The sequence below is a fragment of the Micromonospora sp. NPDC023966 genome, from assembly GCF_040639095.1.
In the GTDB taxonomy this organism is placed as follows: Bacteria; Actinomycetota; Actinomycetes; order Mycobacteriales; family Micromonosporaceae; genus Micromonospora.
This window is the reverse complement of the sequence record NZ_JBEZZJ010000001.1, coordinates 599,729-621,676: the sequence shown is the minus strand read 5'-3', so window position 1 is coordinate 621,676 and position 21,948 is coordinate 599,729. Positions and strand designations below refer to the sequence as shown.

The following is a 21,948-nucleotide window of genomic DNA, read 5'->3' as shown; positions in this document are numbered from 1 at the left end:
GTTCCGCGAGTCGACGCGGCATGGCACGATCCCGGCCATGGATTTTCTGAAGGGTCTTCTGATCCGGCTGGGCTCGACGGCCGTGGCCTTCTGGTTGGCCACGCTGCTCATCCCGGGCATCACCCTGGACTCGGATTCGGCCACCGAGACGGTGACCACGCTGGTGCTCGTCGCGGTGATCTTCGGAGTGGTCAACGCGGTGCTCCAGCCGATCATCAAGACCGTCGGCTGTGGCTTCTACCTGTTGACCCTCGGCCTGATCGCCCTGGTGGTCAATGGCCTGCTCTTCCTGCTCACCAGCTGGATCGCCGGTGAGGCGGGGCTGCCGTTCCACGTGGACGGCTTCTGGCCGGCCGGTGTGCTGGGCGCGCTCTTCGTCGGCATCGTCACCTGGATCCTCGGCGCCGTCCTCGACCGCGACTGAGCCGCACCACCCGCCGATTCCCGCCCGCCGGTCCAGGCCAGTGGGCGGGAATTGGCTGGCGAGGCGGGGTCGGGCCGAAACTAGGGTCGGAGGGGTGTTCACCCTGACCCGCACCGACGGCTACCTGCTCAGCACCGATCCGGACCGCCTCGACCTGGACCGGGTGCACCACTGGCTCTCCACGGACGCGTACTGGGCGCTCGGGCGGGACCGGGACACGGTGGGGCGGGCCTTCGCCGGGTCGATCGGCTTCGGCGTCTACCGGCCCGGGGACGGGCGGCAGGTCGCGGTGGCCCGCGTGGTCACCGACCGGGCCACCTTCGCCTGGCTCTGCGACGTCTACGTCGACCCGGCCGAGCGGGGCCGGGGGCTGGGCACGTGGCTGGCCGGCGCGGCCCGGGACCACCTGGCCGAGTGGGGTGTACGCCGGCTGCTGCTGGCCACGGCCGACGCGCACGGGGTCTACGCGAAGCTCGGCTTCACGCCGGTCGAGCCGGGCCGCTGGATGGAGTACGACCAGCGGGTGACCCAGCTCACCGGAAAGGAGCAAAGCGCCGGATCACCACTTACGGTGGAGGCGTGAACCAGACCCGTCTCGGCTATCTCTACGGCTTCGGCGCCTACCTGCTCTGGGGCTTCTTTCCGATCTACCTGAAGCTGCTCCGCCCGGCCGGGCCGGTGGAGATCCTCGCGCACCGGATCGTCTGGTCGGTGCTCTTCGTGGCGCTGCTGCTGGCCGCCATGCGCAACATCGGCTTCCTGCGGGCGCTGGCCCGGCGGCCCCGGGCGCTGGCCGCCATCACGGCCGCCGCCGCGCTCATCGCGGTCAACTGGGGCACCTACATCTACGGGGTGAACTCCGACCGGGTGGTGGAGACCGCCCTCGGCTACTTCATCAACCCGCTGGTCGTGGTGCTGATCGGGGTCTTCGTGCTGCGCGAGCGGCTGCGCCCGGCGCAGTGGGCGGCGCTCGGCGTGGGTGGTCTCGCGGTGGTGGTGCTGACCGTCGACTACGGCCGGCTGCCCTGGCTGGCCCTCGTGCTGGCCTTCAGCTTCGCCGGCTACGGGCTGGTCAAGAAGCGGCTCGGGCTGCCAGCCGCGGAGGGCCTCTTCGTCGAGTCGGCCGTGCTGGCCCTGCCCGCGCTGGCCTACCTCGGCTGGCTGGGCCGGCAGGGTGACGCGACCTTCGGGCACGGCTCCGGGCACACCGTGCTGCTGGTGCTGGCCGGCGCGGCCACCGCGATCCCGCTGCTGCTCTTCGCCGGGGCCGCCAACCGCCTGCCGCTGACCGGGTTGGGCATGCTGCAGTACCTCGCGCCGATCCTCCAGCTCGGCTGCGGTGTGCTGGTCTTCCACGAGCCGATGCCGCCGGCCCGGCTGGCCGGGTTCGCCCTGGTCTGGCTCGCCCTCGTGGTGTTCACCGTGGACGCCCTCCGGCACACCCGCCGGACCCGCGCCCAGGCGCGGGCCGCCACCCCGGTGCCCGCCGGGGCCCGCTGACCGCGCCTCAGCGGGCGTCGTAGGCGAGGACCGGGGTGCCGTCGGCGCGAACCAGTTCGAGGCGTACCAGCTCTCCGTGGGTGAAGTGGGTGGCGCCGACCACGCGGACGTTGTCGCCGGGGGCGGCCAGCCAGGTGCCGACCTGTTCCGTCGCACCGTCCGGGCCGTGCGCCACCAGCCGGAAGGTGTACGCCTCACGGTGACCGGCGCGCTGGTCGTACCCGCAGCGCATGGTGACCTCGGTGCCCCACCTCTTGTCGGTCAGGGCGACCTCGGCGTGCAGCGGCACCGGGCCGGCGACCGGCCGCATGGCCGTCATGTCCACCTGCGCCGTCGCGGTCGGCGTCGCCGTCGCGGTCGTCGCCGTCGGTGGCGGGGCGGCCGGCGGGCGGACCAGGGACACCCCGACGCCGGCCAGCACGGCGAGCACGGCCGCGGCGAGCGCGGTCAGCGCGTACCGTCGCCGGGACCGGGATCGCTCGCGGCGCCGGCGGTCCCCCGCGGCGTCGAGCAGCGCGGGCACCCGGGAGGTCTCCGTGGCGGACGGCAGGAACTGCTCCAGCCCGGCCGGGTCGAGCCGGCCCAGCAGGCCGGGCAGCACGGCGATCTCGGCCACCGCCTCCCGGCAGGACGCGCAGCCGGCCAGGTGCCGCTCGTAGGCGGCCCGCTCGGCGGGGGCGAGGGCGCCCAGCACGTACGCGCCGTCGTCGTGCGCGAACTCGCAGCGGGTCATCCGGTCACCCCCATTTCGGCCAGCACCAACCGTAGTGAGCGCAGCGCGTAGTGGGTGCGGGACTTCACCGTGCCCGGCGGCACCCCGAGCCGGCTGGCCGCCTCGGCCACCGACCGCCCCTGATAGAAGCACTCGACCAGCACCTCGCGGTGGGTGGGGCTGAGCCGGTTCAGCGCTTCGGCCACGGTCCACGCCTCCACCGCGCGCTCCGTCTCGTCGACCGTCTCGGCAGGCTCGGGCAGCTCGTCGGTGTAGACCTCGCCGACCCGGGTGGACCGCCGGCGCCAGGCGTCGATGGCCAGGTTCCGCGCCGTGGTGAAGAGCCAGGCGCGGACCGAGCCGCGCCGCGGGTCCAGCGACTCGGGGTGCCGCCAGGCCCGGAGCAGCGTCTCCTGCACCAGGTCCTCGGCGCGCGACCGGTCGCCGTTGACCAGCCGGAGGGCGTGCGCGAAGAGCGCGTCGGCATGCTCGTCGTGCAGCGCGCGCAGCAGTTGGGCGTCGTGGTCGCTGATGGCGGTACCTCGCTTCCGGCGGCGGGGAGACCGGCGATGCGTTCGCCCCTTCATACGGGCCGGGACGCCGAACGGTTCAGCCGCAGGTCACGTCGCAGCTGTTCACGTCCGGGCAGGTTCCCGCCGGTGCCCCACCGCGCCCTGGCAGCGTCCGGCCGGTATGCGTACCCGGGTGATCCACCCCGGACCGGTCCGGCGCTGGGCCCGTCCTCGAAGGGCCGCTTCCCCCGCCGGGAAGAGGCCCTTCGACCGCCCCGGTCAGGTCTCCGCGGCGATGCCGTCGGCGACCGCGCGGGCGACGGTGAGCAGCTTGGCCCGGACCACCCGGGCGGAGGTCATCATCTCGCTGGCCGGCAGCGCGCAGGCCAGCACCACCCGGCGCTCGATGTCCTTGTCGGGGGTGACCAGCACCGCCGCGCACGCCACTCCCTGCCGGAACTGCCCCAGCTCCAACTGCATGCCGCGCCGGTCGCCGGCGGCCAGGTCGGCCTCGAACGCCTCGATGCTGGTGAGGGTGGCGCCGGTGAACGGGCGCATGCCGTATTCGCGCAGGTAGCGGAAGCGCTGCTCGGCGGTGAGGGTGGCGAGCAGGCTCTTGCCGAGCGCGGTGGCGTGCGCCCCCTCGTCGAAGCCCGGCACCAGGTCCTCCAGGTAGGGCGAGCGCGGCCCCTCGGCGACCGCCGTGACCGCGACCTGGCCGCCCACGAAGCGGCCCAGGTAGTGGCTCCAGCCGGTGTCCGTCGCGGCCCGCCGCAGCGCCTCCCCGACCGACGGCGGCCCGCGGAACGCGGTGACCAGCTCGCGGTAGCGGTCGGCGACCTCCAGCCCGACGATGTACGTGCCGTCCTCCCGGCGGATCACGTAGCCCTCGTAGGCCAGCGTGCGCACCAGGTGGTAGGTGGTGGCGACGGTCAGCTCGCAGCGGCGGGCGATCTGCTTGACGGTGAGCCCCTTCGGCGCACGGCCGACCGACTCGAGCACTCGTAGCGCGCGGGAGACACTTCGGATCAGGTCCGAAGGTTCCGCCAAGGGGTCACGCACAACCACCTCCGCCGCCGGGGACTTACACCATATGAAAAACAGGCCGAGTGCGAAATGCCTGTTCGGATCGAGGATGCCAGATCACCGGGCACGGACCGTGCACCGACAGACACCCTCAGCTGCCGAAACGTGGTCGGCGTAGGTTGGTCGGGCCATGACTGAAACCGTGCTGCACCCCGCCGCGTCCGCGCCCCGGCGTACCGTCCGGATCAACGCGGGCGCGATCGCCACCACGATCGCCTGCGTCCTGCCCGTCTTCCTGGTCGGCGGCCTCGCCGTGCAGATGGGCGACGACCTCCACTTCACCCCCGCCGGGCTCGGCCTGGCCGTGTCGGTCTACTTCGGCGTCAGCGCCCTCGCCTCGGTGCCCTCCGGCGCCCTGGTCGAGCGGTACGGGCCGGCCGTGGTGGCCCGCGCCGGCATCCTGCTCTCCGCCGGCTCCCTGCTGGCCGTGGCGGGGCTGGCCCGGTCGTACCCGCTGCTGGTGGCGCTGCTCGCGCTCAGCGCCGCCGCGAACGCCCTCGGCCAGCTCGCCAGCAACGCGGCGCTGGCCCGGCACGTGCCGGCCCACCGGCAGGGGCTCTCCTTCGGGGTGAAGCAGGCCGCCATCCCGGTCTCCACCCTGCTCGCCGGCGCGGCGGTGCCGACCGTCGCGCTGACCGCCGGCTGGCGCTGGGCGTTCGTGGTGGCCGCCCTCGCGGCCCTGGCCGCGCTGCCGGCCGTACCCCCGGCGGAGCGGGGCCGGGTCCGGCGCGCCGCCACCGGCCGGGCGGGCCGGGCCACGACGGCGCTGGTGGTGGTCGGCGTGGCGGCGACCCTGGCGGCCGCCGCGGCCAACGCGCTGGGCACCTTCGTGGTCGATTCGGCGGCCGGCCGGGGGCTGTCCCCGGCGCTGGCCGGGCTCACCCTCACCCTGGGCAGCGCGGTCTGCGTGGCGGCCCGGGTGGGCGCCGGCTGGCTGGCGGACCGCCGGGAGACCGGGCACGTCACGTTGATCGCCGGAATGCTGGTGGTCGGCGCGGTGGGGCTGGTGCTGCTGGCGGTGGCCGGCCCGGTGCCGCTGGTCGCCGGCGTGGTGCTCGGCTTCGGTCTCGGCTGGGCCTGGCCCGGGCTGATGAACTTCGCGGTGGTCCGGCTCCACCCGCAGGCCCCGGCCGCCGCCACCTCGATCACCCAGACCGGGGTGTACGCGGGCGGCTGCCTCGGACCGCTCGGCCTGGGCACGATCGCCGACACGGCCGGCTACCCGGCGATGTGGGCCACCGCGGCGGGGGCCATGCTCCTCGCCGCCCTGTTCATGCTCACCGGCAGCCGGCTGCTGGCACGCACCGGGCCAGGAGGTCAGCTGGTGCGGTCGGCGATGTAGTCGCAGAGGGATTCGAGGGCGCGGCGGGCCGGGCCCTCGGGGAGCGGGGCGAGGCGGGACCGGGCGTCCTCGGCGTAACTGCGGACCGTTTCCCGGGCGCGCTTGAGCGCGGGGGACTCGCGGAGCAGGCCGAGGGCCTCGGCGTGCAGCGCGTCGTCGACCAGCGGGCCGGTGGCCAGGATCTCCCGGAGCCGGACGCTGGCCGCGTCGGAGTCGTCGGCGGCGAGCGCGTAGAGCACCGGCAGGGTGGGCACGCCCTCGCGCAGGTCGGTGCCGGGCGTCTTGCCCGACTGCACCGACTCGCTGGCGATGTCCAGCAGGTCGTCGGAGAGCTGGAAGGCCACGCCGATGATCTCGCCGTAGCCGGCCAGGGCTTCGATGTGCTCGGCGGACGCCCCGCCGAACATGCCGCCGAAGCGGGCCGAGGTGGCGATGAGCGAACCGGTCTTCTCGGCGATGACGTGCAGGTAGTGCGCGACCGGATCGGTGCCGCGCGGGCCGACCGTCTCGGCGATCTGCCCGTGCACCAGCCGGGCGAAGGTGCGCGCCTGCAGGCGTACGGCCTCCGGGCCGAGGTCGGCCGCGATGTCCGCGGCCCGGGCGAAGAGGTAGTCGCCGACGAGGATGGCCACCGAGTTGGTCCAGCGGGAGTTGGCGCTCGGGGCGCCCCGGCGCACGGCCGCCTCGTCCATGACGTCGTCGTGGTAGAGCGTCGCCAGGTGGGTCAGCTCCATGACCACGGCGGCGGGCACGACCTGCGCGCCGTCCGGGTCGCCGAACTGGGCGCCGAGCGCCACCAGCAGCGGCCGGAACCGCTTCCCGCCGGCTTCGACCAGGTGCCGGGCCGCCTCGGTGACGAGCGGGTCGGCGCTGGCCACGCTGGCCCGCAGGTCGGTCTCGACCCGCTCCAGGAGGCCCAGCACGGACGCCTCGACGCGCGGATCGGCGAGGTGCAGGCCGAGCGCGCCGAACTGACCCGTGCCCGGGCCCGGACGACCGCCCGGGCCGGTGGCACCTGAACGCTCGCCAGCCGGAATCACCACGCCATCAACCATGCCACACCCGTTCGACCTGCCCGGCGAGGGGGATACGACCGGGGGCCGGCACGCTGCGGCGTACCGGCCCCCGGGGTGGAACGTGGGTCATCGCACGAATTCGGCGGCACCGTTGGCCAGGTCGAGCAGGGGCGCCGGGGCGACCCCCAGAACCAGCGTCGCGAGCACACCGATGACCAGGGCGGCCGAGGTGAGCGCGCCCGGCACGGTGACCGTCGGGGTGGCGTCGCCGGGCTCGGAGAGCCACATCATCACCACGACCCGCAGGTAGGGGAAGGCCAGCACCATGCTGGTCAGCACGCCGGCGATCACCAGCCAGGCCTGGTCCGCGTCCAGCGCCGGGGCGAAGACGGCGAACTTGCTGGTGAACCCGCTGGTGAGCGGGATGCCGGCGAAGGCCAGCAGGATGAACGTGAAGATCGCCGCGAAGAACGGCGACCGGCGGCCCAGCCCGGCCCAGCGGGACAGGTGGGTGGCCTCCCCGTCGGCGTCCCGGACCAGGGTCACCACGGCGAACGCGGCGAGCACCGAGAAGCCGTACGCGACCAGGTAGAACATCGTGCCGGAGAGCCCCTCCTTGCTGGGCGCCAGCACGCCCACCAGCAGGTAGCCCGCGTTCGCGATCGACGAGTACGCCAGCAGCCGCTTGATGTCCGTCTGGGTCACCGCCAGCACCGCGCCGACCAGCATGGTCAGCACCGCCACCGCGCCGAGCACCGGGGTGAAGTCCCAGGAGGCACCGGCGAAGGCGACGTGGAAGACCCGCAGCAGGGCGCCGAACGCGGCGACCTTGGTGCAGGCGGCCATGAAGCCGGTCACCGGGGTCGGCGCGCCCTGGTAGACGTCCGGGGTCCAGACGTGGAACGGGGCGGCGGCGGCCTTGAAGAGCAGGCCGATGGCGAGCAGCGCCATGCCGGCGAAGAGCAGCACCGGGCTGGACGAGGAATCGGCCACCGCGGCGTGCACCGTGGCGAAGTCGACGCCCGCGCCCCGGCCCGGGATCCCGGAGGTGAAGCCGTAGATCAGGGCCACGCCGAAGAGGAAGAACGCCGAGGCGTACGCGCCGAGCATGAAGTACTTCAGCGCGGCCTCCTGGCTCAGCAGCCGCCGGCGGCGAGCCAGCGCGCAGAGCAGGTAGAGCGGCAGCGAGAAGACCTCGAGGGCGATGAACATGGTCAGCAGGTCGTTCGCCGCCACGAAGATCAGCATGCCGCCGATGGCGAAGGTGACCAGCGGGTAGACCTCGGTGGTGCCGCCCATCCCGTCCGCCTGCCGACGGTCGTCGGCCGACTCGGCGGTGACCGCGGCGTGGGCCACGAAGGTCCCGCCCCGCTCCACCGTGCGCTCGCCGATCAGCAGCAGCGCCATGGCGGCCAGGATCAGGATGGCGCCCTGGAGGAAGAGCGTCGGCCCGTCCACCGCGATGGCCTGGCCGGCGGTGATCAGCCGGTCGTCGGCATTGAAGATGACCATGGCCAGCGCGGCGCACACCGCCAGCAGGCCCAGCCCGAGCTGCACCGCGTTGCGCAGGCGGCGCGGCACGAACGCCTCGACCAGGACGCCGACCAGGGCGGCGCCCAGCATGATCAGGATGGGAGCGAGCGCCGCGTAGTCGATCGACGGCAACTTGAGCTCGGTCACTTCGCGGCCTCCTGGACGCTGCCGACCTCAGGGGCGGGATCGGTCTTGCCGACGTCCTGCATGGTCGCCCGGACGGCGGGGTTGATGACATCGGTGACCGGCTTGGGATAGAAGCCGAGCAGCACGATCAGCGCGATCAGCGGGGCGACCACGATCTTCTCGCGCAGGCTGAGGTCGCGGCGCATGCCGTCGACCTCGGTCAGGGCCGGGTTGAGGGTGCCCTGGGTGGTGCGCTGCACCATCCACAGCACGTAGGCCGCGGCCAGGATGATGCCGAGCGTGGCGATCACCGCGACCGGCTTGTTCGTGGTGAACGTGCCGATCAGCACCAGGAACTCGGAGACGAACGGCGCGGTGCCGGGCAGCGCCAGCGAGGCGAGACCAGCGAAGAAGAGCACCCCGGCGAGCACCGGCACGAGCTTGCCCGCGCCGCCGAAGTCGCTGATCAGCGCCGAGCCCCGGCGGGCGATCAGCATGCCCACCACCAGGAAGAGCAGGCCGGTGGCCAGGCCGTGGTTGAGCATGTAGAGCACCGCGCCCGTGCCGGCCTGGGTGGTGAAGGCGAAGATGCCGACCCCGATGAACCCGAAGTGCGCGATCGAGGTGTACGACACCAGCCGCTTGAGGTCGTTCTGCCCGACCGCCAGCAGCGCGGCGTAGATGATGCCGATCACGCCGAGCGCCAGCGCCCACGGGGCGAACCACCTCGACGCCTCGGGGAAGAGCGGCAGGCAGTACCGCAGGATCCCGAAGGTGCCGACCTTGTCCAGCACGCCGACCAGCAGCGCCGCCGCGCCGGCCGGGGCCGCGCCACCGGCGTCCGGCAGCCAGGTGTGGAACGGGAAGAACGGCGCCTTGATCGCGAACGCGAGGAAGAAGCCGAGGAAGAGCCAGCGGGCCGTGTCGGTGGCGAACTCGGCCTGGCTGAGCGCCTGCCAGTCGAAGGTCTTCCCGCCGACCACCCAGAGGCCGATCACCGCGGCGAGCATGAACAGGCCGCCGACCAGGGAGTAGAGGAAGAACTTCACCGCGGCGTACTGCCGCTGGTGGCCGCCGTAGCTGCCGATGAGGAAGTACATCGGCACCAGCATGACCTCGAAGAACACGTAGAACAGGAAGACGTCGGCGGCGGCGAAGACGCCGATCATCGTGCACTCGAGGACGAGCAGCAGCGCGAAGTAGACCGGCACCGAGCGCTTGGACGACTCGGCGTCGTGCCACGACGCCAGGATCACCAGCGGCACCAGGATCGCGATCAGCATCAGCATGACCAGCGCGATGCCGTCCACCTCGAAGGTGAAGTTGACGCCCCAGTTCGGGATCCACGCGTACGACTCGCGGAACTGGAACCGGTCACCGTCGGCCTGGAAGGTGATCCACATGGCCACCGAGAGCACCAGCACCAGCAGCGACCAGCCGAACGCCACCAGCTTGGCCAGGTCCGGGTTGCGCCGCGGCAGCAGCGCCACGACCAGGGCGCCGACCAGCGGCGCCACGGTCAGCACCGAGAGGAACGGGAAGTGGGACATTATTCGGCCTTACCTCCGTCGTGACTGCGTGGCCCGCCGGCGGGGGCGGCCCCGTTGAGGTCGATCACGCCAGCCACCCCGCCTGCACCGCCAGGAACGCCGCCACCACGAGCAGCGCGCCGGTCAGGATCGAGGTCGCGTACGACCGCACGAAACCGGTCTGCAGCCGCCGGAGCCGGCCCGAGCCCCCGCCCACCGCGGCGGCGAGGCCGTTGACCAGCCCGTCGACGCCCCGGTTGTCGAGGAAGACCAGCGCCCGGGTGAGGAAGATGCCCGGCTTCTCGAAGACCGCCTCGTTGACGGCGTCCGTGTAGAGGTTCCGGCGGGCGGCGGTGACCAGCACGCCGGCCGGCTGCGGCTCGGTGGCCGTGCCGTTGCGGAACAGGAACCAGGCCAGTCCGGCGCCGAGCACGGTCACCAGCAGCGAGAGCGTGGTGATCAGCCAGTGGGCGAGGACGGCCTCGTGGCCCTCCTCCTGGCCGCCCAGCCCGGCGGTCGCCTCCAGCCAGTCGGGCACCGACGTGGCGAGCAGGAAGCCCGCCGCGACCGAGCCGATCGCCAGCAGGATCAGCGGGATGGTCATCAGCTTCGGCGACTCGTGCGGGTGCTCGATGTCCTCGGTCCAGCGGGCCGGGCCGTGGAAGGTGAGCACGAAGAGCCGGGTCATGTAGAACGCGGTGAGCCCGGCGCCGAGCAGCGCGGCCATGCCGAAGAGCCAGGCCGTCCAGCCCTCCCGCTCGAACGCGGCCACGATGATCGGCTCCTTGGAGAAGAAGCCGGAGAACGGGAACATGCCGATGATGGCCAGCCAGCCCATCATGAAGGTGAGCCAGGTGACCTTCATGTACTTCGACAGGTTGCCGAAGCGGCGGATGTCCACCTGGTCGTTCATGCCGTGCATGACCGAACCGGCGCCGAGGAACATGTTGGCCTTGAAGAACCCGTGCGCCAGCAGGTGCACGATGGCCAGCGCGTACGCCGCGCCGCCCAGGCCGACGCCGAGGAACATGTAGCCGATCTGGCTCACCGTCGACCAGGCCAGCACCCGCTTGATGTCGTCCTTGGCGGCGCCGATGAGGCAGCCCATCAGCAGGGTGACCGCGCCGACGCTGACCACCACGAGCTGGAGGGTGTGGTCGGCCGAGAAGATCGGGTTGGAGCGGGCGATCAGGTAGACGCCCGCGGTGACCATGGTCGCCGCGTGGATGAGCGCGGAGACCGGGGTCGGGCCCTCCATCGCGTCCGGCAGCCACGCCTGGAGCGGGAACTGGCCGGACTTGCCGGTGGCGCCGAGCAGCAGCAGCAGGCCGAGCACCAGCACGGTGGTGCCGCTCAGCGCGCCGACGCCGTTGAAGACCTCGTCGTACTGGGTGGTGCCGAGCATGGCGAACATGACGAAGATGCCGATGGCCAGGCCGGCGTCGCCGACCCGGTTCATCAGGAACGCCTTCTTGCCGGCGGTGGCCGCGCTCGGCCGGCCGTACCAGAAGGAGATCAGCAGGTACGACGCCAGGCCGACGCCCTCCCAGCCGAAGTAGAGCATCACGTAGTTGTTGCCGAGCACCAGCAGCAGCATCGCGGCGACGAACAGGTTGAAGTACCCGAAGAACCGCCGCCGGCCCTCGTCGTGCGCCATGTACTCGACCGCGTAGAGGTGGATCAGGAAACCCACCCCGGTGATCAGCAGCACGAAGACCGCGGCCAGCGGGTCGAAGAGCAGACCGAAGTCCACCTTCAGGTCGCCGACCGTGATGAACTGCCAGAGGCTCTGCTCGACCTGCTTGTTCTCCAGGCCACGGAGCTGGAAGAAGTAGGTCAGGCCGAGCACGAAGGCGGCGCCGATGGCCGCCACGCCCAGCCAGTGACCCCAGCGGTCCGCCCGCTTGCCGAGCAGCAGCAGGATCGCCGCGCTCACCAGCGGGATGGCCACCAGCAGCCAGACACTGCCCAACAGCCCGCTGGCCTGGGCGAATTCCACAGTTTCTTCCACCGGAGGCCCCTCAGTACTTCAGCAGGTTGGCGTCGTCGACGCTCGCCGAGCGTCGGGTCCGGAAGATCGACATGATGATCGCGAGCCCGACCACGACCTCGGCCGCAGCCACCACCATCACGAAGAACGCCATGATCTGACCGTTCAGGTCACCGTTGATGCGGCTGAACGTGACCAGCGTCAGGTTGGCCGCGTTGAGCATCAGCTCGACGCACATGAACAGCACGATGGCGTTGCGCCGGATCAGCACGCCGACGGCGCCGATGGTGAACAGCACCGCCGCGAGGATCAGGTAGTAGTCCGGGGTCATCGCTGAGCCAGCCTTTCGTTCGCGACTGCGGGGCTCCGCTCCGCTGCACTCCTCGCGCTCACCGCTCTGTCCCCTTCAGCGTGTTCTCCTCGGCGGTCAGCTCGCGGACCGGCAGGATCTCCGGGATGCTGCGGTCGGTCAGCCGGCCGTCGGGCAGGCGGGCCGGGGTGGCCACCGAGGACGACGTGGCGAAGACGCCCGGTCCGGGCTTCGGGCCGGGGTAGTTGCCGGGGCGGAACCGGGCCTTCATGGTGGCGACCTGGTCCATCCGGTCCTCCTTGCGCCGCTCCACGTGCGCCAGCACCATCGCGCCCACCGCGGCCGTGATGAGCAGCGCGGAGGTCAGCTCGAAGGCGAAGACGTACTTGGTGAAGAGCAGCCGGGCGATGCCCTGCACGTTGCCCTCGGCGTTCGGCCGGTCCAGGCCGACCGCCTGCACGCCCTCCAGCGCCCGGTAGAGCCCGGAGCCGATCAGGCCGGCGAAGCCGAGCCCGAGCACCACCGCGGCGACCCGCTGGCCGCGCAGCGTCTCGATCAGCGAGTCGGAGGCGTCCCGGCCGACCAGCATCAGCACGAACAGGAAGAGCATCATGATCGCGCCGGTGTAGACGATGATCTGCACCATGCCGATGAACGGCCCGGCCTGGAGCACGTAGAACACGCCCAGGCAGAGCATGGTCAGCACCAGCCAGAGCGCCGAGTGGACCGCGTTGCGCGCCCACACCATGCCGATGGCCCCGATCAGGGCCAGCGGGGCGAGGATCCAGAAGGTGACCTCCTCACCCCCGGACACCTGGCCCGCCGCGGCGAGCACCGTCTGCGTGGTCATGCTCCTGCTCCCTTGCCCGCCTCGGCCCGCTGCGCGGCCTGCTCGGCGCCGGGGAAGGTCACGCCGGGGTGCTCCTCCACCTGGTACCGGCCCGGGCCCATCGGCGAGTGCTCGGCACCGGCCGAGGTGCCCGGATTGGTCAGCCCGCCGACGTAGTAGTCCTTCTCGCTGTCGCCCAGCCGCATCGGGTGCGGCGGCTGCTCCATGCCCGGCAGCAGCGGCGCGAGCAGCTGCTCCTTCGTGAAGATCAGGTCCTGCCGGTTGTCCCGGGCCAGCTCGTACTCGTTGCTCATGGTGAGCGACCGGGTCGGGCAGGCCTCGATGCAGAGCCCGCAGAAGATGCACCGGGCGTAGTTGATCTGGTAGACGCTGGCGTACCGCTCACCCGGGGAGAAGCGCTGCTCCTCGGTGTTGTCGCCACCCTCCACGTAGATCGCGTCCGCCGGGCAGGCCCAGGCGCACAGCTCGCAGCCGATGCACTTCTCCAGCCCGTCCGGGTGCCGGTTGAGGATGTGCCGCCCGTGGTAGCGCGGCGCCGAGACCGGCGGCTTGAACGGGTAGTCGGTGGTGACGACCTTCTTGAACATGTGCGAGAAGGTGACCCCGAAGCCCTTGAACGTTCCGGTGATCGCGCCCACGTCACACCTCCCCTGACTCGGAGCCGGCGACGACGTTGGCCGGCTCCCGCTCGGCGACCACGCGCTTGGTGCGCGGGCTCGGCGGAACCTGAAGATCCATCGGCGGCAGCGGGAAGCTGCCGTGCGGACGGCTGTTCACCTGCTCCTGGAGCGGTGCCCTCGGTGCCTTCTTCCGGGTCGGCCAGAAGAGCGTGGCCAGCAGCAGGAGGCCCGCGGCGATGCCGGTGGCGAGCAGCCGGTCCTTGGTCTGCCAGTCCTCGATCGAGCGGAGCCCGCTCAGCACCAGGATCCAGACCAGGTTGATCGGCAGCAGGACCTTCCAGCCGAAGCGCATGAACTGGTCGTAGCGGAGCCGAGGCAGGGTGCCCCGCAGCCAGACGAAGACGAAGACCAGGAGGATGACCTTGCCGAAGAACCAGAGCATCGGCCACCAACCCGAGTTGGCGCCCGACCAGAGGGTGATCGGCCAGGGGGCCCGCCAGCCGCCGAGGAAGAGCGTGGTGGTGACCGCGGACATGGTCACCATCGAGACGTACTCGGAGAGCATGAAGAGCGCGAACTTGAGCGAGCTGTACTCGGTCATGAAGCCCGCGACCAGCTCCGACTCCGCCTCGGGCAGGTCGAACGGCGCCCGGTTGGTCTCACCGACCGTGGCGATGAAGAAGATGACGAAGCTGGGCAGCAGCAGGATCGCGTACCAGCCGGGGGCCGGGATCTGCTGGCCGGCGATGGTGAGCTGGGTGGCGTCGCCCTGTGCGGCGACGATCCCGCTGGTCGACATCGTGCCGGCGGTCATGAACACCGCCACGATGCTCAGCCCCATGGCGACCTCGTAGGAGATCATCTGAGCGCTGGACCGGAGACCGCCGAGCAGCGGGTACGTCGATCCGGAGGCCCAGCCGCCGAGCACGATGCCGTAGATGCCCATCGAGGAGCAGGCGAGGATCACCAGCACCGCCACCGACACGTCGGTGACCTGCAGCGGCGTCCAGTGGCCGAAGATGCTCACCTTCGGGCCGAACGGCACCACCGACAGCGCGGTGACCGCGGAGATCACTGAGATGGTCGGCGCGAAGAAGAAGACCACCTTGTCGGCGGTGCGCGGGAGGATGTCCTCCTTGAACGCCATCTTCAGGCCGTCCGCGAGGGTCTGCAGCAGGCCGAACGGGCCGACCTGGTTCGGGCCGGGCCGCACCGCCATGCGGCCGACCACCCGGCGCTCGAACCAGACGCCGAGCAGCGTGGCCAGCAGGCCGAAGACGAACGCGAAGACGATCTTCCCGAGGACCAGCCACCACGGGTCCTTGCCGAAGTCGGCGAGTGTGGGGTCCTGCGCCGCGAGGATGACGGTGTTCACTGGGCACTCCCGGTGTTGAGGAGCGGACCCGGACGGCCGGCCGCGTCCGCGGCGACCGCCGCGGCCGAGACCTGCACGACCTCGCCGGACGTCGCGCCGAGGCTGCGCCGGACGGTCGAGCCGGGTGAGTTGGTCGGCAGCCAGACGACGCCGTCCGGCATCTCGGTGATCGCCGCCGGCAGGGTGACCGCGCCGCGGTCGGTGCCGACGGTCACCGGGTCGCCGTCCGCGACACCGAGCGCCTCGGCGGTGCCCTTGCCCAGCCGGACCACCGGCGGGCGGGCGGTGCCGGCGAGGTGCTCGTCGCCGTCGGTGAGGCTGCCCAGGTCGATGAGCTGGTGCCAGGTCGCCAGCACGGCCTCCCCGGCGCCGGGCTGCGGCACGGTGGCCGGCTCGACCGACGGGGCGGACGGCCGGTCCACCCGGGTCGGCGGCAGCGCGCCCAGCTCCCGGCGGACGCTCTGCACGTCGCCGGTGCCCAGCCGCACGTCGAGCTGCGCGGCGATCGCGTCGAGCGCCCGGCCGTCGGTCATCGCCGCGGTCTCCAGCACCTTCTCGAAGGTGCGCAGCCGGCCCTCCCAGTCCAGGAAGCTGCCGGCCTTCTCGACCACCGGGGCGACCGGGAGGACCACGTCGGCCCGGCGGGCCACCGCGCTCATCCGCAGCTCCAGGCTGACCAGGAACGGCACCGCGTCCAGGGCCTGCTCGGCCAGGCGCGGGTCGGCCAGGTCGGCCGGGTCGACGCCGGCCACCACGAGGGCGCCGACCTGACCGTTCGCCGCGGCGGTTAGGATCCCGTCGGTGTCCCGGCCGGCCTGGCTCGGGATCACCCCGGCCGGGATGTCCCACGCCTCGCCCAGCTCGGCGCGGGCGGCCGGCTCGGTGACCACGCGGCCACCGGGGAGCAGGTTGGGCAGGCAGCCCGCGTCGACCGCGCCGCGGTCACCCGCGCGCCGCGGCACCCAGGCCAGCTTGGCCCCGGTACGCCGGGCCACGTCCGCCGCGGCGGAGAGGCCGCCGGGCACCGCGCCCAGCCGCTCGCCGACGATCAGGATGGCGCCCGGCTGGCTCAGCGCCTCGGCCACCGTGGTGTGCTCGGCCAGCACGCTGGCCTCCTCGCCCGGCACCACCCGGGCCAGCTTGGCCCCGAGCTTCTCCAGGCCACTGGTCGCGAACGGCGCGAGCGCGTAAACGGTGAGCTTCTTCTTCAGGTACGCCTTGCGCAGCCGCAGGAAGAGGATGGGGCACTCCTCCTCCGGCTCCAGGCCGACCAGCACCACGGCGGGCGCGTTCTCCACGTCCGCGTAGGTCACGTCGGTGACCCCGGCGACGCTGCTGGCCAGGAAGTCGGCCTCCTCGCGGGAGACCGGGCGGGCCCGGAAGTCGATGTCGTTGGTGTGCAGCGCGACCCGGGCGAACTTCGCGTACGCGTAGGCGTCCTCGACGGTGAGCCGGCCGCCGGTCAGCACCGCCGTGCCGTGCCCGCCGTCCCGGGCGGCGCGCAGCCCTTCGGCGGCCCGGGTCAGCGCCTCGCTCCACGACGCCTCGCGCAGCTCACCGGTCTTGCCGTCCCGCACGAGCGGGGTGGTGAGCCGGTCGAACGCGCGGGTGTACTGGAAGCCCCAGCGACCCTTGTCGCAGTTCCACTCCTCGTTCACCGCCGGGTCGTCGCCGGCCAGCCGGCGCAGCACCTTGCCGCGGCGCCAGTCGGTGCGCTGGGCGCAGCCGGCCGCGCAGTGCTCGCAGGCGCTCGGGGTGGAGACCAGGTCGAACGGGCGGGCCCGGAACCGGTACTGCGCGCCGGTCAGCGCGCCCACCGGGCAGATCTGCACGGTGTTCCCGGAGAAGTAGGAGTTGAACGGGACGTCCCCGGCGTCGCCCTCCTCGCCGTACGCGTCGTCCCGGTAGATGTTGATCTCCTCGGCGGACGACCGGCCCATCAGGTCGATGAACTTGTCGCCGGCGATCTCCTCGGAGAACCGGGTGCAGCGCTGGCAGAGCACGCAGCGCTCGCGGTCGAGCAGCACCTGGGTGCTGATCGGCAGCGGCTTGGGGTACTCCCGCTTGTGCTCGTGGAACCGGGAGTCCGTACGGCCGGTGGACATGGCCTGGTTCTGCAGCGGGCACTCGCCGCCCTTGTCGCACATCGGGCAGTCCAGGGGGTGGTTGAGGAGCAGCAGCTCCATCACCCCCTCCTGGGCCTTCTTGGCGACCGGGGAGGTGAGCTGGGTCCGCACCACCATGCCGTCGGCCACCGTCTGGGTGCAGGAGGCGACCGGCTTGCGCTGGCCCTCCACCTCCACCAGGCACTGCCGGCAGGCGCCGGCCGGGGCCAGCAGCGGGTGGTCGCAGAACCGCGGGATCTCGGTGCCCAACTGCTCGGCGACCCGGATCAGCAGCGCCCCCTTGGGGGCGGTGACCTGGACGCCGTCGATGGTCAGGGTGACGGTCTCGGTCTGCTTTGCTACGTCGGTCATCAGTGGGCTCCCACCAGCTGCTTCTCGGAGAGCTTCGGCGCGGTACGTCCCTCGATGTAGTCGAGGTAGTCCTGCTTGAAGTACTTCAGCGACGAGGTCACCGGGCTGGTCGCACCGTCACCCAGGCCGCAGAACGAGCGGCCGAGGATGTTGTCGCAGGTGTCGAGCAGGGTGTCCAGGTCCTCGTGGGTGCCCTGACCGGAGAGGATCCGCCGGTAGACCCGGACCATCCAGTAGTTGCCCTCGCGGCACGGGGTGCACTTGCCGCACGACTCGTGGTGGTAGAACTCCAGCCACCGGTAGGTCGCGTACACCGGGCAGTCCTGGTCGGAGAAGATCTGCGTGGCCGTGGTGCCCAGGATCGAGCCGGCCGCCGCCACCCCCTCGAAGTCCAGCGGCACGTCCAGGTGCTCGGCGGTGAGCAGCGGCGTCGACGAGCCGCCCGGGGTCCAGAACTTCAGGTTGTGCCCGGGCTGCATGCCGCCGGCCAGCTCGATCAGCTCGCGCAGCGTGATCCCCATCGAGCACTCGAACTGGCCCGGGTTGGCGATCCGCCCGGAGAGCGAGTAGATCATCGGGCCGGACGACTTCTCCGTCCCCATGGTCTTCCACCAGTCGGCGCCGCCCAGCACGATGTACGGCACGCTGGCGATGGTGCCGACGTTGTTCACTACGGTCGGGCTGGCGTACAGGCCGTGGGTCGCCGGGAACGGCGGGCGCAGCCGGGGCTGGCCCCGGAAGCCCTCCAGCGAGTCCAGCAGCGCGGTCTCCTCACCGCAGATGTACGCCCCGGCGCCGGAGTGCACCACCAGGTCCAGGTCGAAGCCGGTGCCCTGGATGTTCCGGCCGAGGTAGCCCTTGGCGTACGCCTCCCGCACGGCGTTGCGCAGCCGGCGGGCGGCATGCACGGCCTCACCGCGGATGTAGATGTACGCCCGGTTGGCCCGGATCGCGTACGAGGCGATGATGACGCCCTCGACCAGCGAGTGCGGGTCGTGGGTCATCAGCGGCAGGTCCTTGCAGGTGCCCGGCTCGCCCTCGTCCGCGTTCACCACGAGGTAGTGCGGCTTGCCGTCGCCCTGCGGGATGAACCCCCACTTGAGGCCGGTCGGGAAGCCCGCGCCGCCGCGGCCGCGCAGCCCGGAGTCCTTGATCAGCTGGATCAGGTCGTCCGGGTGCGCCTTGAGCGCCTTGCGCAGGGCGGCGTAGCCGTCCAGCTTCTCGTAGGTGCCGATCCGCCAGGCGTCCGGCGACAGCCAGCGCTTGGTGAGCACCGGCGTCAGCTTGGCCAGCGTCTCCGGCCGAGGAGCGGTCACTTCTGGACCCCCGTTCCGCTCGCGTCCGCCGGGGTCGTGCCATTGCGGCCCGACGACGCTTCGTTGAGGTTGCGCTGCTGCGCCCCGGCCTCGTCGCCGGCGGGCTTGCCGTCGCCGGCCGGCGGGTTGGCCGCCGCGCCGGCGGCCTCGGCCGCCTGGGCGTCGCGGGGCGCCGGCGCCGCGGTGTCCGTCGGGACCTTGGTGCCGGGGGCGTCCGGCACGGCGGTGCCCGCGTCCGGCTGCCGGGTCTCGGCGGTACGCACCTGCGGCGACTTGTCGTCCGGCGCCTTGACGTCCGGCGCGGTGCTGCCGGCGGCTGCCTCCGGCTTCGCCGGCTCGGCGACGCCGGCCGCCCTGGTCGGGGCGGACGCTCCGTCGCCACCCTTGACCGGAGCGGCGGCGGCCTCGGCCGGGGCCGGCTTGGCGGCCTCCGCCTTCGCCTTCGCCTCGGCGGCGGCCTTGTCGGCCTCGGCCTTGCTGCGGATCGGGGTGTTCGGGTCGAAGCCCGGCACCGAGATGCCGTGCTGCTCGGCCAGGCGCAGGCCGCGCAGGGTCGGCTCGCCGGGCCCGCCGTCGGCCACCGCGCCGTCCCGCTCGTCGGCGAAGCCGGCGAGCTGGACGGCCATCTCCTTGAGGGTGCAGAGGCGGGCGCCCCGGGTCGGCATCGGCCGGCCGCCGGCCCGCAGCTCCTCCACCACGCCGAGCGCGCCCTGCGGGTCGACGTTGTCGAAGAAGTCGTAGTTGACCGTCATGACCGGGCCGTAGTCGCACGCCGCCAGGCACTCGGCGTGCTCCAGGGTGATCTTCCCGTCCACGGTGGTCTCGTCGTGCCCGACGCCCAGGTGCTCGGCGAGGGTGTCGTAGACCTCCTGCCCGCCGAGCACGTTGCACATCGTGTTGGTGCAGACGCTGACCAGGTAGTCGCCGGTCGGCTTGCGCTTGTACATGGTGTAGAAGGTGGCGACCGCGCCGACCTGGGCCTTGTTCAGGCCGAGCACCTCGGCGCAGAACTCGACCCCGGCCGGGGAGACGTACCCCTCCTCGGACTGGACCAGGTGAAGCAGCGGCAGCAGCGCCGAGCGGGACCGGTCCGCCGGGTACCGGGCGATGATCTCCCGCGCCCGCTCCCGGGTCTCTTCAGTGAAAACGGTCATCGGTCACAACCACCCATCACGGGGTCCAGCGAGGCGCCACCGGCGATCACGTCGGCGATCAGGCCACCCTCGGCCATCGCCGGGAGGGCCTGGAGGTTGACGAAGCTCGGCTCCCGGTAGTGCACCCGGTAGGGCCGGGTGCCGCCGTCGGAGACCGCGTGCACGCCCAGTTCGCCGCGGGGCGACTCGACGGCGACGTACACCTGGCCCGGCGGGACCCGGAAGCCCTCGGTGACGAGCTTGAAGTGGTGGATCAGCGACTCCATCGACTGACCCATGATCTTGGCGACGTGCTCCAGCGAGTTGCCCATGCCGTCGACGCCGATGGCGAGCTGCGCCGGCCAGGCGATCTTGCGGTCGGCCACCATCACCGGGCCCGGCTTGAGCCGGTCGAGGGCCTGCTCGACCAGCTTCAGCGACTCCCGGATTTCGGCCAGCCGGACCAGGTAGCGGCCCCAGACATCGCCGTCGGTGTGCGTCGGCACGTCGAACTCGTACGTCTCGTAGCCGCAGTACGGCATGGTCTTGCGCAGGTCCCAGGCGAGGCCGGCGGAGCGCAGCACCGGACCGGTCACGCCGAGCGCGAGGCAGGCGGTCACGTCGAGGACCGCCACGTTCTTCGTCCGCTCGATCCAGATCGGCTGGCCGGAGAGGAGGTCCTCGTACTCCTTGAGCTTCTTCGGCATCAGCTTGAGGAAGTCGCGGATCTTGACGATCGCGTCGTCCGGCACGTCCTGCGCGACGCCGCCCGGCCGCACGTACGCGTGGTTCATGCGCAGGCCGGTGATGGTCTCGAAGATGTCGAGGATGTACTCCCGCTCGCGGAAGCCGTACAACATCATGTTGATCGCGCCCAGCTCCATGCCGGTGGTGGCCAGCCAGACCAGGTGCGACGAGATCCGGTTGAGCTCCATCATCAGCACCCGGATGGTGGTGGCCCGCTCGGTCACCTCGTCGGTGATGCCGAGCAGCTTCTCCACCGCGAGCGCGTACGCCGTCTCGTTGAACAGCGGGGAGAGGTAGTCCATCCGGGTCACGAAGGTCGAGCCCTGGACCCAGTTGCGGTATTCGAGGTTCTTCTCGATGCCGGTGTGCAGGTAGCCGATGACCGAGCGGGCCTCGCGGACCGTCTCGCCCTCCAGCTCCAGGATCAGCCGGAGCACGCCGTGCGTGGACGGGTGCTGCGGACCCATGTTGACGACGATCCGCTCGTCGTTGATCGGGTCCGTGCCGGAGACGACCTGGTCCCAGTCCCCACCGGTGACGGTGAAGACCTTGCCCTCGGTCGTCTCGCGCTCGGTCGCGTAGTTCGACGTGGTCACTGGTAGGACCTCCTACGGTCCGGCGGCGGGATTTCCGCACCCTTGTACTCGACGGGGATGCCGCCGAGCGGGTAGTCCTTGCGCTGCGGGTGCCCCTCCCAGTCGTCCGGCATGAGGATCCGGGTCAGGTTGGGGTGGCCGTCGAAGACGATGCCGAACATGTCGTACGTCTCCCGCTCCTGCCAGTCGGCGGTCGGGTAGACGGCGGTGACGCTCGGCAGGTGCGGGTCCTCGGCGGAGACCGCGGCCTCCAGCCGGACCCGGCGCCGGTAGGTCATCGAGGTGAGCTGGTAGACCACGTGCAGCCGGCGACCCTCCGCGCCCAGGTAGTCCACCCCGGACACCGACGAGCAGAGCTCGAAGCGGAGCGCCAGGTCGTCGCGCATCACCTGGCAGACCTCGGCGATCCGCTCCGGGCGGACGTGCAGGGTCAGCTCGCCCCGGTCGACCACGACCTTCTCGATCGCGTCGCCGAACTGGGGGTACGCCTCCTCCAGCGCGTCGCGGACCTCGTCGAAGTAGCCCCCGTACGGCCGGGCGGCCTCCTCGATCGGCTTGCGCTGGCGGACCAGGCCGCCGTAGCCGGAGACGTCGCCGGTGCCCTGGTTGCCGAACATGCCGCGCCCGGCCGGGCTGGCCGGCGGGTACTCCGCCGGGGCGGTGCTGCTGGCGCCGGCCGGGGTGGTCGGGACCGGCACGCCGCCGTCGTTGTTCTTGTCGTTCGGTGCCGTCACTGCGCCTGCCCTCCGTTCGC

At 71.9% G+C, this 21,948-nt stretch carries 20 protein-coding genes; 4 read left to right on the top strand and 16 right to left on the bottom strand.

The annotated features are described in order from the left end of the window. Positions 1–37 precede the first annotated feature (37 nt). From AB0F68_RS03030 to rarD, 3 genes are all read left to right on the top strand, one after another. Complete coding sequence (locus tag AB0F68_RS03030) at positions 38–424, top strand: phage holin family protein (protein ID WP_357332532.1); 387 nt, start codon at positions 38–40, stop codon at positions 422–424. Between the two features lie 94 nt (positions 425–518). Beyond that, complete coding sequence (locus AB0F68_RS03025) at positions 519–1,007, top strand: GNAT family N-acetyltransferase (RefSeq protein ID WP_357332530.1); 489 nt, start codon at positions 519–521, stop codon at positions 1,005–1,007. Further along, positions 1,004–1,924, top strand: coding sequence for an EamA family transporter RarD (gene rarD, locus AB0F68_RS03020; RefSeq protein WP_357332528.1), 921 nt, complete (start codon positions 1,004–1,006; stop codon positions 1,922–1,924). Before AB0F68_RS03025 ends, rarD begins: the two co-directional genes overlap by 4 nt. Positions 1,925–1,931: 7 nt before the next feature. Here rarD and AB0F68_RS03015 read toward each other — a convergent pair whose 3' ends face one another. The 3 genes from AB0F68_RS03015 to AB0F68_RS03005 all read right to left on the bottom strand — a co-directional run bounded on the left by AB0F68_RS03015 (position 1,932) and on the right by AB0F68_RS03005 (position 4,210). After that, positions 1,932–2,657, bottom strand: a complete 726-nt coding sequence (locus AB0F68_RS03015) for a zf-HC2 domain-containing protein (protein WP_357332526.1) — start codon at positions 2,655–2,657, stop codon at positions 1,932–1,934. Beyond that, positions 2,654–3,223 (bottom strand): sigma-70 family RNA polymerase sigma factor, encoded by a 570-nt coding sequence (locus tag AB0F68_RS03010; RefSeq protein WP_357332524.1) that lies wholly within the window; start codon positions 3,221–3,223, stop codon positions 2,654–2,656. Before AB0F68_RS03010 ends, AB0F68_RS03015 begins: the two co-directional genes overlap by 4 nt. A gap of 204 nt (positions 3,224–3,427) precedes the next feature. Beyond that, positions 3,428–4,210, bottom strand: coding sequence for an IclR family transcriptional regulator C-terminal domain-containing protein (locus AB0F68_RS03005; protein WP_357332522.1), 783 nt, complete (start codon positions 4,208–4,210; stop codon positions 3,428–3,430). 154 nt (positions 4,211–4,364) lie between these two features. On the opposite strand from AB0F68_RS03005, the gene AB0F68_RS03000 reads away from it, so the two are divergent. Then, on the top strand, positions 4,365–5,576 hold the full coding sequence (locus tag AB0F68_RS03000; protein WP_357332520.1) for an MFS transporter: 1,212 nt from the start codon (positions 4,365–4,367) through the stop codon (positions 5,574–5,576). Here AB0F68_RS03000 and AB0F68_RS02995 read toward each other — a convergent pair. The 13 genes from AB0F68_RS02995 to AB0F68_RS02935 form a co-directional block, all read right to left on the bottom strand. After that, positions 5,552–6,631 carry a polyprenyl synthetase family protein gene (locus tag AB0F68_RS02995; RefSeq protein WP_357332518.1) on the bottom strand — a complete coding sequence of 360 codons (1,080 nt, stop codon included), beginning with the start codon at positions 6,629–6,631 and terminating at the stop codon, positions 5,552–5,554. The two genes, AB0F68_RS03000 and AB0F68_RS02995, sit on opposite strands and share 25 nt — an antisense overlap. Before the next feature lie 87 nt (positions 6,632–6,718). Continuing rightward, positions 6,719–8,272 (bottom strand): NADH-quinone oxidoreductase subunit NuoN, encoded by a 1,554-nt coding sequence (gene nuoN / locus AB0F68_RS02990; RefSeq protein ID WP_357332516.1) that lies wholly within the window; start codon positions 8,270–8,272, stop codon positions 6,719–6,721. Continuing rightward, positions 8,269–9,801 (bottom strand): NADH-quinone oxidoreductase subunit M, encoded by a 1,533-nt coding sequence (locus AB0F68_RS02985; RefSeq protein WP_357332514.1) that lies wholly within the window; start codon positions 9,799–9,801, stop codon positions 8,269–8,271. Before AB0F68_RS02985 ends, nuoN begins: the two co-directional genes overlap by 4 nt. 64 nt (positions 9,802–9,865) lie before the next feature. Continuing rightward, entirely contained in the window at positions 9,866–11,791 is a 1,926-nt protein-coding gene (nuoL, locus tag AB0F68_RS02980) for an NADH-quinone oxidoreductase subunit L (protein ID WP_357332512.1), read from the bottom strand. 10 nt (positions 11,792–11,801) lie between these two features. Then, positions 11,802–12,101, bottom strand: coding sequence for an NADH-quinone oxidoreductase subunit NuoK (nuoK, locus tag AB0F68_RS02975; RefSeq protein WP_073834091.1), 300 nt, complete (start codon positions 12,099–12,101; stop codon positions 11,802–11,804). A gap of 58 nt (positions 12,102–12,159) precedes the next feature. Continuing rightward, complete coding sequence (locus tag AB0F68_RS02970) at positions 12,160–12,930, bottom strand: NADH-quinone oxidoreductase subunit J (protein ID WP_357332509.1); 771 nt, start codon at positions 12,928–12,930, stop codon at positions 12,160–12,162. Beyond that, positions 12,927–13,568: an NADH-quinone oxidoreductase subunit NuoI gene (gene nuoI / locus AB0F68_RS02965; protein WP_091261226.1), complete on the bottom strand. Its 642-nt coding sequence runs from the start codon at positions 13,566–13,568 to the stop codon at positions 12,927–12,929. Before nuoI ends, AB0F68_RS02970 begins: the two co-directional genes overlap by 4 nt. Before the next feature lies 1 nt (position 13,569). Beyond that, a complete protein-coding gene (gene nuoH, locus AB0F68_RS02960) occupies positions 13,570–14,925 on the bottom strand; it encodes an NADH-quinone oxidoreductase subunit NuoH (protein ID WP_357332507.1) in 1,356 nt (451 codons plus the stop codon). After that, positions 14,922–17,402, bottom strand: a complete 2,481-nt coding sequence (locus AB0F68_RS02955; protein WP_357332505.1) for an NADH-quinone oxidoreductase subunit G — start codon at positions 17,400–17,402, stop codon at positions 14,922–14,924. Before AB0F68_RS02955 ends, nuoH begins: the two co-directional genes overlap by 4 nt. Continuing rightward, positions 17,402–18,718: an NADH-quinone oxidoreductase subunit NuoF gene (gene nuoF, locus AB0F68_RS02950; protein WP_357332503.1), complete on the bottom strand. Its 1,317-nt coding sequence runs from the start codon at positions 18,716–18,718 to the stop codon at positions 17,402–17,404. Before nuoF ends, AB0F68_RS02955 begins: the two co-directional genes overlap by 1 nt. After that, positions 18,715–19,872, bottom strand: a complete 1,158-nt coding sequence (gene nuoE, locus AB0F68_RS02945; protein WP_357332501.1) for an NADH-quinone oxidoreductase subunit NuoE — start codon at positions 19,870–19,872, stop codon at positions 18,715–18,717. The genes nuoF and nuoE overlap by 4 nt, the downstream gene beginning before the upstream one ends. Next, positions 19,869–21,194 carry an NADH-quinone oxidoreductase subunit D gene (locus AB0F68_RS02940; protein ID WP_091261235.1) on the bottom strand — a complete coding sequence of 442 codons (1,326 nt, stop codon included), beginning with the start codon at positions 21,192–21,194 and terminating at the stop codon, positions 19,869–19,871. The genes nuoE and AB0F68_RS02940 overlap by 4 nt, the downstream gene beginning before the upstream one ends. Beyond that, the gene (locus tag AB0F68_RS02935) at positions 21,191–21,928 is read right to left on the bottom strand and encodes an NADH-quinone oxidoreductase subunit C (protein ID WP_357332499.1); all 738 of its coding nucleotides are present in this window, start codon (positions 21,926–21,928) and stop codon (positions 21,191–21,193) included. Before AB0F68_RS02935 ends, AB0F68_RS02940 begins: the two co-directional genes overlap by 4 nt. Between the last annotated feature and the right edge of the window lie 20 nt (positions 21,929–21,948).

Excerpts from the sequence above, each read along its gene's own strand:
- AB0F68_RS03010 (WP_357332524.1), bottom strand. The coding sequence starts at position 3,223 with ATGAAGGGGCGAACGCATCGCCGGTCTCCCCGCCGCCGGAAGCGAGGT.
- AB0F68_RS02970 (WP_357332509.1), bottom strand. The coding sequence starts at position 12,930 with ATGACCACGCAGACGGTGCTCGCCGCGGCGGGCCAGGTGTCCGGGGGT.
- AB0F68_RS03000 (WP_357332520.1), top strand. The coding sequence starts at position 4,365 with ATGACTGAAACCGTGCTGCACCCCGCCGCGTCCGCGCCCCGGCGTACC.
- AB0F68_RS03015 (WP_357332526.1), bottom strand. The coding sequence starts at position 2,657 with ATGACCCGCTGCGAGTTCGCGCACGACGACGGCGCGTACGTGCTGGGC.
- AB0F68_RS03030 (WP_357332532.1), top strand. The coding sequence starts at position 38 with ATGGATTTTCTGAAGGGTCTTCTGATCCGGCTGGGCTCGACGGCCGTG.
- AB0F68_RS02955 (WP_357332505.1), bottom strand. The coding sequence starts at position 17,402 with ATGACCGACGTAGCAAAGCAGACCGAGACCGTCACCCTGACCATCGAC.
- nuoK (WP_073834091.1), bottom strand. The coding sequence starts at position 12,101 with ATGACCCCGGACTACTACCTGATCCTCGCGGCGGTGCTGTTCACCATC.
- AB0F68_RS02985 (WP_357332514.1), bottom strand. The coding sequence starts at position 9,801 with ATGTCCCACTTCCCGTTCCTCTCGGTGCTGACCGTGGCGCCGCTGGTC.
- AB0F68_RS02995 (WP_357332518.1), bottom strand. The coding sequence starts at position 6,631 with ATGGTTGATGGCGTGGTGATTCCGGCTGGCGAGCGTTCAGGTGCCACC.
- nuoE (WP_357332501.1), bottom strand. The coding sequence starts at position 19,872 with ATGACCGTTTTCACTGAAGAGACCCGGGAGCGGGCGCGGGAGATCATC.